The organism is Actinomadura sp. KC345, assembly GCF_004348515.1.
In the GTDB taxonomy this organism is placed as follows: Bacteria; Actinomycetota; Actinomycetes; order Streptosporangiales; family Streptosporangiaceae; genus Spirillospora.
Genome location: NZ_SMKH01000260.1, coordinates 1 through 11,136, shown reverse-complemented (window position 1 = coordinate 11,136; position 11,136 = coordinate 1). Strand labels below are relative to the sequence as shown.

Below are 11,136 nucleotides of genomic sequence, written 5' to 3'. Positions count from 1 at the left end.
GTCGGGGGCGGCGTCGGGGGACTCATCCGCGGCACCTCGCGTCCTCGATCGGGATGCCGGTCGGCGGCGGCTGGTTCGACAGATCCGAACCGGCGTAGTGGACGCCGATCAACTTGACCTCGCACTGGTAGAAGTTCATCCACGACCCGTAGGAGGCCAGCCGGCCGAACGTCCGCATCTTGCCGGGCGTCCGCTGGAGGAAGCGCTCCACGAGCGGCTCGTCGCGGTTGAGGTTGTCGCTGAGGCGGCCGAGCTGGACGATGTCGTCCTTCAGCGGCTTGCGCGCGACCTGGAGCAGCCCGGCGGTCGCGGACGTCAGGTCGGCGATCGACGCGATCGCCTCACCGATCGGCTTGCGGTCGGCGGCCAGCCCGGAGGTGAACTTGCGGAGCGTGGTGACCAGGTCGACGAGCTGCCGGTCCCGCGAGTTGATCGTCTGGACGACGCTGTCGAGGTTGGTGATGACCTGGCCGATCACCTCGTCCTTGGCCGCGAGCGTGCTGGTGAGCTGCCCGACGGTGCGCAGCAGGCTCTCGATCGTCCCGGCCTCCCCCTGGAGGACCTTCACGATCGACTCCGACAGCTTGTTGGCGTCCCCGGGCGACAGCGCCTGCATCAGCGGCTGGAAGCCCTGGAAGAGCTGGGTGAGGTTGAGCGTCCCGGACGTGTTCTCCACCGGGATCGTCCCGCCCGGCCTCAGCGTCTGGCCGGGCGCGCCGGTGCCGCGGTCGAGGGCGATGTAGCGTCCGCCGACCAGGTTGAGGTACTTCACGGCGGCGGTCGCCGACGCCGGGATGTCCCGGCCGCGGTCCACCTCGAAGGTGACCAGCGCGAGCCGCCGGTCGGTCACCTCGATCTCCTCGACCTGGCCGACCTCGACGCCCGCGATCCGGACGCCGTGGCCCGGATGCAGGCCCGCCACGTCGGTGAACTTGGCGTGGTAGGTGACGCGGTCGCCGCTGGTGGCGCCGGTGATGCTGGACGCCAGCAGCGCGGTCGCCAGCACCGTCACCGCGATGAAGATCAGCGAGCTGGTGAGGGGGACGCCCATCCCCTTCAGGCCCTGGCCGGTGAGCCTCAATTGACCGTCACCTCCGTACCCCGGTAGATCGGCCCGACGAGCACGCTGGACCAGTCCGGCAGCTCCTCGGGGACCTCGTCGAGCGAGGGCCCGGCAAGCTCGTTGACCAGGTCGTTCTCGGATTCGGAGTTGGCGGGCCCGAGTCCGCCGCCGGCGACGCCGCGCTCCCCCGGGACTCCGCCCGCGGGCAGCACCTTCGTCGTCCCGCCGCCGGTCGGGAGGTACGGGACGCTCGGGCACCGCGGGCCGCCGCTCGCGCCGTAACGCGGCGCGTCCTGGCCCGGCCTGTAGCGGCCCTTGTGCTCGACGGGCACGACCGTGGCGTGCATCCCGGGCCGGTTCGTGCCCTTGCCGAGGACCCGGTCCATCTTCGGGATGAAGTCGGCGAGCGTGCGGAACGTGCAGGGCGCCGCCGGGGCGTAGCGGCGCAGCAGCTCCAGGCTCCCCCGGCTCGCCGCCGCCAGCTCGATGATGTTGCCGGAGTTGGCGTCCAGGAACTCCTCCAGGTCGGCCGACGAGCGCGACACCGCCTCGTACAGGGTCGAGAGCGAGTTGCGCTGCTCGACGACCGTGCGGCTCGTCACCGTCAGGTCCGTGAGCGCCTGGAGCAGGTTGGGCGCGGCGTCGGACGCGTGCTGCGAGAACTCGGCCAGCTCGGCGAGGTTGCGGGTGAGCGCCGGGACCTCGGGGTTCATCTTGCGGAGGAACGCGTCGAGCTGCTCGAAGTTGGCGCCGATCTGCTCGCCGCGGCCCTCCAGCGCCGTGGCCATCGCGTTCAGCGTCGCCGACAGCTTGGACGGCTGGAGGGTGTTGAGCAGGTCCATGGTGTTGTTGAGCAGCTCCGCCAGCTCGACGGCGTTCGCGCTGCGGTCCTCGGAGATCACGTCGCCCTCGTCGATCGGCGGCGCCGACGTCCCCGGCGGCGCGTTGAGCGACACGTACCGGGCGCCGAACACCGTCGTCGGCAGCAGCATCGCGGTCACGTCCGACGGGACGCGGTCGGCCATCTCGGGCTTCAGCGCCAGCTCCATCACGGCCTCGGCGCCGTCCGCCTTGATCGAGCGGACCTCGCCGACCACGACGCCGCGGACCTTCACGTCCGCCATCCGGTGCATCTCGTGCCCGGCCGTCCCGGTGCGCAGCGTCACCGTCGTCGACTCGGTGAACCGCTTGTTGTAGATCGCGATCGACAGCCAGATCAGCAGCGCGGGGACGAGCAGGAACACCAGCCCGGCCAGCCGCTGCCCGGTCACCTGCATGGTGCCGCGTTTCGCCATATCAGCCCGTCACCTTCACCGTCGTCGTCGCGCCCCAGATGGCGAGGCTGATGAAGAAGTCCGTCACGCTGATCAGCACGATCGCGGTGCGGACCGCGCGGCCGACGGCGATGCCCACGCCGGCGGGGCCGCCGACCGCGCGGTAGCCGTAGTAGCAGTGCGCGAGCACCACCATGACGCTGAAGATCAGCACCTTGACGAACGACAGCACCACGTCCTCGGGGGCGAGGAAGATGCCGAAGTAGTGGTCGTAGGTCCCGGCCGACTGCCCGTTGAACCAGAGCGTCACCTGTCTGGACGCCAGGTACGAGGTGAGCAGCCCGATCCCGTACAGCGGGATGATCGCCACCGTGCCGGCGATGATGCGGGTCGTCACCAGGTACGGCAGCGAATGGACGCCCATGCCCTCCAGCGCGTCGATCTCCTCGTTGATCCGCATCGCGCCGAGCTGCGCGGTGAAGCCCGCGCCGACCGTCGCCGACAGCGCCAGGCCCGACACCAGCGGCGCGATCTCGCGGGTGTTGAAGTACGCCGACACGAACCCGGTGAACGCCGACGAGCCGATCTGGTCGAGCGCCGCGTACCCCTGGAGCCCGACGACGACGCCGGTGAACACCGTCATGCCGATCATCACGCCGACGGTGCCGCCGATCACGGCCAGCGCGCCGCTGCCGAACGCGACCTCGCCGAGCAGCCGCAGCGACTCGCGCAGGTAGCGGCGCAGGGCGCGCGGCGTCCACAGCAGCGCCTTGACGTAGAAGGTGAGCTGGTCGCCGGGCCGGTCCAGCCACGAGACGAGCTTCACCGGCTTGAACCGGCGTGCGCCCGGGATCGCCATGTCAGGCCCCCTTCGGCGGGACGACCTGCAGGTAGATCGCCGTCAGCACGAGGTTGACGAAGAACAGCAGGAGGAACGTGATGACGACCGACTGGTTGACCGCGTCGCCGACGCCCTTCGGCCCGGGGCTCGGGTTCAGCCCGCGGTAGGAGGCGACGACGCCGGCGATGAACCCGAACAGCAGCGCCTTCAGCTCGCTGACGTACAGGTCGGGAAGCTGCGCGAGCGCCGAGAACGAGGCGAGGTAGGCGCCGGGCGTCCCGTCCTGCATCATCACGTTGAAGACGTAGCCGCCGGCCACGCCGACGACGGAGACCAGACCGTTCAGCAGGACCGCCACGGCCATGCAGGCCAGGACCCGGGGGACGACGAGGCGCTGGATGGGCGAGACGCCCATCACCTCCATCGCGTCCATCTCCTCCCGGATCGTCCGCGAGCCGAGGTCGGCGCAGATCGCCGAGCCCGCCGCGCCGGAGATCAGCAGCGCCACGATCAGCGGGCTCGCCTGCTGCACGATGGCGAGCACGCTCGCGCCGCCGGTGAGGGACTGCGCCCCGAGCTGCTTGGCCAGCGACCCCACCTGGAGCGAGATGACGGCGCCGAACGGGATCGACACGAGCGCCGTCGGCAGGATCGTGACGGACGCGATGAACCAGAACTGCTGGATCAGCTCGCGCAGCTGGAACGGCCGCCGGAACGTCATCGCGGCGACGGTCCCGGCGAGCACGAACAGCCTCCCGACCTGGCGCAGCGCGCCCGCTCCGGGGACCGATGCCTCAGGAGCCGCCATGGCCGCCCGCCTCCTGCCGGTCTCGGCGCGCGGCGGAGATGGCCTGCTGCGCGGGGTAGGGCAGGCTCGGGAGCATCGCCTCGATGCGCTGCGCGTGGCGGATCTCGCCCTGCCGGGGCGGCAGCCCGGAGGTCGGGCGGAGCTGCGGCGGTATCTCGATCCTGCGTCGGCGCGGCGCCGACTGGGCCGCCGCGGCCGCCTCCGCGGCGAGCGCGGCGGCGTCCTTCTCCTCCGACATGCCGATGGGGCCGACCGGGTCGCCGTGCAGGAACTGGTCGACGGCCGGGTCGTCGCTGGTGAGCACCGCCTCGCGGGGACCGAACGCGATCAGGTCGCGGCGGTACAGCATCCCGATGTTGTCGGGGACGGTCGCGGCGATCTCGATGTTGTGCGTGACGATCAGCATCGTCGCGTCGATCCGCGCGTTGACGTCGATGAGCACCTGCGACAGGTAGGCGGTGCGGACGGGGTCCAGGCCCGAGTCCGGCTCGTCGCACAGGATGACCTCGGGGTCGAGGACCAGCGCGCGGGCGAGCCCGGCGCGCTTGCGCATGCCGCCGGACAACTGGCCGGGCAGCTTGCGCTCCTCGCCGGCCAGCCCGACCATCTCCATTCGCTCCAGGACGATGCTGCGGATCTCGGACTCCTTCTTGCGGGTGTGCTCGCGCAGCGGGAACGCGATGTTGTCGAACAGGGACAGCGACCCGAACAGGGCGCCGTCCTGGAACATCAGGCCGAACCGCTTGCGGGCCTGGTAGACCCGGCGGTCGGGGTCGTTGACCATGTCGACGCCGTCGATGAGCACGCGACCCTGCTCGGGCTTGAGCAGGCCGATCAGCGACTTGAGGAACACCGTCTTGCCGGTGCCCGACGGACCGAGCAGCACGCTCACCTCACCCTTGGGAAGCGTGAGGGTGACGTCGCGCCAAATGGTCTGCGGTCCGAACGCTTTGGTCAGCCCTTCGACCACGACTTCAATTCCCAACGACCATCACCACCCCTGTCCGGCCTGGGTCACGCGAGGACGTTACGGGCCAGTAGCCCTGGAATTCAACAGGTCGGGGCAGGTTTCCCCCGGCAATTCAGTAAATGGTCTTCAGAATTGTCACCGGCTTAGTCTTTGATCTTCCGGAAACCGTCACCGGTGACTACCCGGCGGTAACATGAGGCGTGGCGGCGGCCGGCCCGCGGGGGCGGGCCGCCCGCGATTGTCAACGAGGCAGCAACCGGACCGCGGTTTTGTCACATCTCGCGCAAAGAACCGCCCTCACCTCGCCGATCCTGCCCGGGAGTCTTGTCAGCGGACACTGGTGACTTTATGTTCACGGTGTCCTCGATCCAGCCTTCCGGGTGTCCTCCCCCGCTCAGCACACCCCGTCGGCACCACCGTCCCGTCCCGGGGCGGGCCGCCCGGTGCCGGCTCCCGGCACGGCCCGACGCGGAGGTTTCCCGTCCCCATGACCCAGGCACTGGAATTGTCCGGAACAAGCGGAACTCACTTCGCCGATTTCATTGACCTGCTGCGTGCGGAGCTCCCCGACGTGACCCGGGAGGTCGTCGCGGAGATCCGCAAGTCCATCCCGGAGTACAACCGTCCCGCGGACTCCGCGTACGACCAGATTCTGCGGATCAGCACCGAGATACTGCTCGCCGGATTCCTGCAGAGCGTCGCCGAGCCCGGCGAGCCCACCACGCAGCGCGACGAGACCTGCCGCGCGGTCGGGCAGTTCGAGGCGATCGAGGGACGCAACCTGGACCATCTCCAGTCCGCGTCGCGGATCGCCTTCCACATCGCCTGGCGCCGCACGGTCATCATCGCCGAGCGCGAGGAGATCCCCACGTCGATCGTCTCCAGCACGGTCGACGCGATGCTCGTCTACCTCGAAGAGGCCGTCGCCCAGATCCGGCTCGGCCACCAGCAGGCCAGCGGCCACGCCGACGTCCGCCGGCGCGAGGAGCGGCGGCGCCTCCTGCACCTGATCCTCCAGCAGCCCGCCGTGGTGCCGGAGGCGATCGAGGAACTCGCCAGGGCGACCTGCTGGTGGCCGCTCCCCGAGGAGGCCACCCTCATCGCCGTCCACCCGGAGGCGCCCTGCACCCGCGCCGCGCTGGACACCGACGTCCTGGTCGACCTGGACTCCGCGGAGCCGTGCATGCTGGTCCCCGGGCCGCTCACGGAGGCGCGCCACGCCATGCTGCGCGCGGCGCTGTCCGACGCGAGCTGCGTCGTCGGCCTCACCGTGCCGCTGGAGCGCGCCACCCACTCACTGCGCTGGGCACGGCGCGTCCTGGAACTGGCCGAGGAGGGCATCATCCGGGACGGGTCCCTCATCCCGTGCCGGGACCACCTGATGACCATGTGGCTGCTGTCGGACCCGCCGCTCGTCGAGGAGCTCACCCGGCACCACCTCGAACCGCTGCGCGGCATGTCCGACGGGCAGCGCAGGCGGATGGTCGAGACGCTCGCCGAGGCCGTCACCACCCGGTCCACGGCCGTCGACATCGGGGAGCGCCTCAAGATCCACCCGCAGACCGTGCGGTACCGGCTCCGGCAGCTCGAAAGCTACATGGGCGACAGCCTCGAAGACGACGACACCCGCTTCTCCCTGGACGCGACCCTCCGCGCCCTGCACCTCCGCAACCGCCGCACTCTGGGACGCAGGGGCACGCCCCACACCTGAGGCGGGGGTGCGCGGCCCCGGCGTCAGTCCTCGATGTCGGCGACGAGGACGTCCATGTAGCGGGCGGCGTACCGTACCGCGGACGGGAGTTCCCCCGCCTCGGCCGCCGTGAGCACGCGCGGGTTGCCGACCCGCCGGACGCGCCCGAGCCGCTCCACCCCTCCCCGCCTCTCGGCGAGGAGGTTGCGCACCCAGTCGGTGTCCGACCCGTAGGGCAGCCCGACGATGAGGCTCCGGCCGCTGCGGAACGCGGCGACCGGCGTCCGGTACTCCCGCCCCGACCTCCGCCCCTTGTGGACGACCACCGCGAGCGGCGGCAAGTAGGGCGCGTAGACCCCCTGGACCCGGTTGGTGACGACCTTGTTGAACCCGCGGACCTGTCGAGGAATCAGCGCTTTAGCCATGCCCCCTCCCTAGCACGCCCCTCACGTCGACTTGCGGCGTGTTGTTGTTTGGAGGCGCGGATAACAACACACGCCGCAAGTCAACGGGGTCAGGGGGCGGGAGTGTGGCGGGTGAGGGTGTACTCCTCTGGCTTGGCCTTGCGGGAGGTCGCCCAGAACTCGAAGGTGTGGCCGGGCCAGATCGTGCGGTTGACGCCCTGGTCGTCGAGGTACCAGCTGTCGCAGCCGCCCTCGTTCCAGACGGCGCGGCGCAGGCGCCGGTGCATGCGGTCGTTGAAGCGGCGGACGGCCCCCGGCTTCGGCTCGATCGTGTCGGCGCGGTGCTCCTGGAGGAGGCGCAGGCAGCTCAGGACGTGCCGGATCTGCACCTCGATCATGAACACGACCGAGTTGTGGCCGAGGCCGGTGTTGGGGCCGAGCAGCATGAAGAAGTTCGGCAGCCCCGGGATCGTGGTGCCGCGGTGGGCCTCGATGCCGTCCGCCCAGATCTCCTGGAGCTTGACCCCGCCGCGCCCGGTGACGCGCAGGTCGGTGAGCGCGTCGGTCACCTTGAAGCCGGTGCCGTAGACGATGCAGTCGACCTCGTACTCGCGCCCGTCCGCGGTCACGATGGAGTTCTCCTTGACCTCCGCGATGTCGGAGGTCTCCAGTTCCACATTGGGACGGGCGAGCGCCGGATAGTAGTCGTTCGACAGCAGGATCCGCTTGCAGCCGATCGTGTAGTCGGGCGTCACCTTGGCGCGCAGGTCGGGGTCGGAGATCTGCCGCGCGATGTGGCGGCGGGCGATCAGCTCCTGGAAGCCGGACAGCCGCGGGTCGACGGTGAAGCCGACGGCGCGGGCCTCCAGCGTCCAGTAGATGCCGTTCCGGAAGGCGCGGGCGGCGCCCGGGAGCTTCTTGAACGCCGTGCGGACGGGCGCGGGGATCGAGAGGTCCGGCTTGGGCTGGATCCACGGCGGGGTCCGCTGGAAGACGACGAGGTCCGCCGCCCGCTCCGCGATCTGCGGGACGAACTGGATGGCGGACGCGCCCGTCCCGACGACGGCGACGCGCTTGCCGGTGAGATCGTAGGAGTGGTCCCACTCGGCGGAGTGGAACGCGGTGCCCCGGAACCGCTCCATGCCGGCCAGGTCCGGGTACGAGGGGACGTGCAGGGCGCCGATGCCGGACACGACGGCCTTCGGGGTGAGGGTCGTCCCGTCCGCGAGCGTCAGGTTCCAGCGCCCGGCGTCGTCGTCGTACTCCATGGCGTCGACGGCCGCGTCGAACCGGATGTGCTCGCGCACGCGATACTTGTCGGCGGTCCGTTCCATGTAGGAGCGGATCTCGGGCTGTGGCGCGAACATCCGCGTCCAGCCCGGGTTGAGCTCGAACGAGAAGGAGTACATGTGCGAGGGGACGTCGCAGGCGCAGCCGGGGTAGGTGTTGTCGTGCCACGTCCCGCCGAGGGCCTCGCTCTTCTCCAGGACGGCGAAGTCGTGGAAGCCGTGCTGCTTGAGCCGGATCGCCATGCCGAGGCCGGCGAAGCCGGAGCCGATGATGACGATCGCCGGGGTGCGCTCGCTCATAACCATCCTCTCGCGTAACCTACTTTCAGTAAGTTACCGCCAGTAGGTTACTGGCGGTAGATCCAAGAACGAGGTTCTCCTGTGAGTGACGCCACACCCCGTCCGGCCCGCCGGCGGATGTCGCGCGCCGAGCGCGAGCAGCAGATGCTGGACGTGGCGGAGGAGGTGTTCGGCGAGCGCGGCTACCAGGCCACCTCCATGGACGAGATCGCCGAGCGCTGCGGCGTCTCCAAGCCGATGCTCTACGAGTACTTCGGCTCCAAGGACGGGCTGCTCGTGGCCTGCGTCGGACGGTCCAAGGCCGAGCTGCTCGACGTCACGCAGAAGGCCATGGCGGGCGCCACCGACCCCGAGGACATCCTGTCGCGCGGGATGGTCGCCTATTTCTCGTTCATCGACTCCCACAGCAGGTCGTTCGCGATGCTGCTGCGCGAGCCGATGGCCGCGACCCCGGTGACGGCCGAGGCCGTCGAGTCGACCCGGCGGCAGCAGAGCACGCTGATCTCCGGGGTGCTGGCGACGTTCGCGCCGTCGGCCCCGGCCGACGTGATCGAGGCCTACACGCAGATCATCATGGGCGCGAGCGAGCGGCTGGCGCTGTGGCTCACGAGCCGGCCCGACGTGTCGGCGGAGGACGCCGCCCGCCACATGACCGACTTCTGCCGGCGGGGCCTCAGCCCGTACCTGGCGAGCGGCGGGGAAGGCGGTCGAGCGCCCCGATGAGCAGGTCGAGACCGAACTCGAAGTCGGTCTCGGGATCGTGCGTCGCCAGCTCGGCGCCGAGCGCGACCACGTGCGGGAACTCCTCCGGGTCGAGGGTCGTCCACGACTCGGCCCGCGTCTGCACGAGGTGGTCGAGCATCTTGGCCATGCCGATCTCGCGCATCTGCGCGCCGAGCGCGTAGGCGAGCAGCGCCCGCATGATCCGCACGGCGGTCCCGCCGTCGAACCCGGCGGCGTCCGCCAGCGCCAGGGCGCGCTCGGCCGGCCGGAGCCCGGCCTGGGTGTCGATCTCCTGGGTGAGGACGATCGTCATGCAGCGCGGGTGGTCGTGCGCGACCTTCCGGAAGGCCCGCACCAGCGCCCGCGCCCGCTCCTGCCACGGCTCGGACGGGTCGTCGTGCAGCTCCAGTCCCGCGACGACGTGCTCGGCGACGCCCTCCAGGAGCGCGCCCTTGTTCGGCACGTGGTTGTAAAGGGACATCACGGCGACGTCCAGGTCGGCCGCGACCCGGCGCATCGACAGCGCGTCCGCGCCCTCGCGCTCGATCAGCCCGATCGCCGCGAGCACGATGCGGTCGCGGGTCAGGACCGGCCGCGTCCGCGAGGTGTCGGAGGTCACACGCCTCGCCATCCGCCCCGTCCCTTCCCCGCCGTTGACATCCGCAAGTTCACCGTGACACGGTACGTACATTGTACGTGAGACGTACATTGTACGTCCCCATGTACCGGGGAGGAGCGCCCATGGGCGGCGGGCTGAGTACGGTTGGATCGATTTCGTTTCATCCGGCGAACTCCAGAGACCCGAACCTCCTCGCCCGCCGAGAATGAAAGGGAGTCGCAACTCGTCCCGGACATCGGACAATTTCGGAGGTCTCGCATGCCACTCGCGCACTTCGACGGAGCACTCGCCGTCGTCACCGGAGCAGGCAGCGGAATCGGCCGGGCGACCGCCGTCGCGCTGGCCGGGCACGGGGCCAGTGTCGTCGCCGCGGACATCGACCTCCCCGCCGCGGAGGAGACCGTCGCGCTCGCCAAGTCGGCCGGGACCGGCGGAACCGCCTACCGGGTGGACGTGTCCGACCCGGACGCCATGGAGACCTTCGCCGCCGAGGTCAAAAAGGCCCACCGGGCCCCCGACATCCTCGTCAACAACGCGGGCATCGCGGTGGCCGGCCCCTTCCTCGAAACCGGCCTGGACGACTGGGAACGCATCATGGGCGTCAACCTGTGGGGCGTCCTCCACGGCTCCCGGCTGTTCGGCAAGCAGATGCACGAGCGCGTCCACGCCCTCCCCAACAAGCCCGACAAGCCCAACCTCGGCGGCCACATCGTCAACGTCGCGTCGGCCGCCGCGTTCGCCCCCTGGCGCGCGATGCCGGCGTACTGCACGACGAAGTCCGCCGTCCTCATGCTCAGCGAGTGCCTGCGCGCCGAGCTCGCGAGCAGCCGCATCGGCGTCACCGCCGTCTGCCCCGGCTTCGTCAGCACCGACATCGTCGCGAACGGGACCTTCCTCGACGGCGACGCCCCGTCCCGCGACCGCCTCAAGCAGCGCGGCCAGAAGGCCATCAGGCTGCGCAACTACCCGCCGGAGAGGGTCGCCGAGCGGATCGTCCAGGCGATCATCAAGAACAAGGCCGTGGTCCCGGTCAACTTCGAGGGCCACCTCCTGCACACCCTCTCCAGGGTCTCCCCCGCGACCGTGCGCCTCCTAGCCCGAATCTCCACCCCCCAGGGGTAGCGCCCGCGTCCGGACGCCGGCCTCCTGTCTCTT

General features: G+C 70.3%; 11 protein-coding genes. 3 read left to right on the top strand and 8 right to left on the bottom strand.

The features are described from left to right. Positions 1-22: 22 nt before the first annotated feature. From E1281_RS31020 to E1281_RS31000, 5 genes are read right to left on the bottom strand one after another with little or no spacing between them, the layout of a single operon-like run. The gene (locus tag E1281_RS31020) at positions 23-1,081 is read right to left on the bottom strand and encodes an MCE family protein (protein WP_207943588.1); all 1,059 of its coding nucleotides are present in this window, start codon (positions 1,079-1,081) and stop codon (positions 23-25) included. Continuing rightward, on the bottom strand, positions 1,078-2,358 hold the full coding sequence (locus E1281_RS31015) for an MCE family protein (protein WP_165959186.1): 1,281 nt from the start codon (positions 2,356-2,358) through the stop codon (positions 1,078-1,080). The genes E1281_RS31020 and E1281_RS31015 overlap by 4 nt, the downstream gene beginning before the upstream one ends. 1 nt (position 2,359) lies before the next feature. Then, positions 2,360-3,196 carry an ABC transporter permease gene (locus E1281_RS31010; protein WP_131883270.1) on the bottom strand — a complete coding sequence of 279 codons (837 nt, stop codon included), beginning with the start codon at positions 3,194-3,196 and terminating at the stop codon, positions 2,360-2,362. 1 nt (position 3,197) lies between these two features. Next, positions 3,198-3,986, bottom strand: a complete 789-nt coding sequence (locus E1281_RS31005; RefSeq protein ID WP_131883269.1) for an ABC transporter permease — start codon at positions 3,984-3,986, stop codon at positions 3,198-3,200. Next, entirely contained in the window at positions 3,973-4,971 is a 999-nt protein-coding gene (locus E1281_RS31000) for an ATP-binding cassette domain-containing protein (protein WP_131883268.1), read from the bottom strand. The genes E1281_RS31005 and E1281_RS31000 overlap by 14 nt, the downstream gene beginning before the upstream one ends. Before the next feature lie 472 nt (positions 4,972-5,443). Here E1281_RS31000 and E1281_RS30995 point away from each other — a divergent pair, with 472 nt between their 5' ends. After that, the gene (locus E1281_RS30995) at positions 5,444-6,667 is read left to right on the top strand and encodes a helix-turn-helix domain-containing protein (RefSeq protein ID WP_165959185.1); all 1,224 of its coding nucleotides are present in this window, start codon (positions 5,444-5,446) and stop codon (positions 6,665-6,667) included. Positions 6,668-6,690: 23 nt separating this feature from the next. Here E1281_RS30995 and E1281_RS30990 read toward each other — a convergent pair whose 3' ends face one another. Continuing rightward, on the bottom strand, positions 6,691-7,071 hold the full coding sequence (locus E1281_RS30990; protein ID WP_131883266.1) for a nitroreductase family deazaflavin-dependent oxidoreductase: 381 nt from the start codon (positions 7,069-7,071) through the stop codon (positions 6,691-6,693). Positions 7,072-7,160: 89 nt separating this feature from the next. Continuing rightward, positions 7,161-8,639: an NAD(P)/FAD-dependent oxidoreductase gene (locus E1281_RS30985; RefSeq protein ID WP_131883265.1), complete on the bottom strand. Its 1,479-nt coding sequence runs from the start codon at positions 8,637-8,639 to the stop codon at positions 7,161-7,163. 81 nt (positions 8,640-8,720) lie between these two features. Between E1281_RS30985 and E1281_RS30980 the strand changes: the two genes are divergently transcribed. Next, positions 8,721-9,362 (top strand): TetR/AcrR family transcriptional regulator, encoded by a 642-nt coding sequence (locus E1281_RS30980; protein ID WP_243717613.1) that lies wholly within the window; start codon positions 8,721-8,723, stop codon positions 9,360-9,362. Here the strand turns inward: E1281_RS30980 and E1281_RS30975 are convergent. Continuing rightward, positions 9,313-9,993 (bottom strand): TetR/AcrR family transcriptional regulator C-terminal domain-containing protein, encoded by a 681-nt coding sequence (locus E1281_RS30975; RefSeq protein ID WP_131883264.1) that lies wholly within the window; start codon positions 9,991-9,993, stop codon positions 9,313-9,315. The two genes, E1281_RS30980 and E1281_RS30975, sit on opposite strands and share 50 nt — an antisense overlap. Positions 9,994-10,239: 246 nt before the next feature. On the opposite strand from E1281_RS30975, the gene E1281_RS30970 reads away from it, so the two are divergent. Further along, positions 10,240-11,103 carry an SDR family NAD(P)-dependent oxidoreductase gene (locus E1281_RS30970; RefSeq protein ID WP_131883263.1) on the top strand — a complete coding sequence of 288 codons (864 nt, stop codon included), beginning with the start codon at positions 10,240-10,242 and terminating at the stop codon, positions 11,101-11,103. The last annotated feature ends 33 nt before the right edge of the window (positions 11,104-11,136 follow it).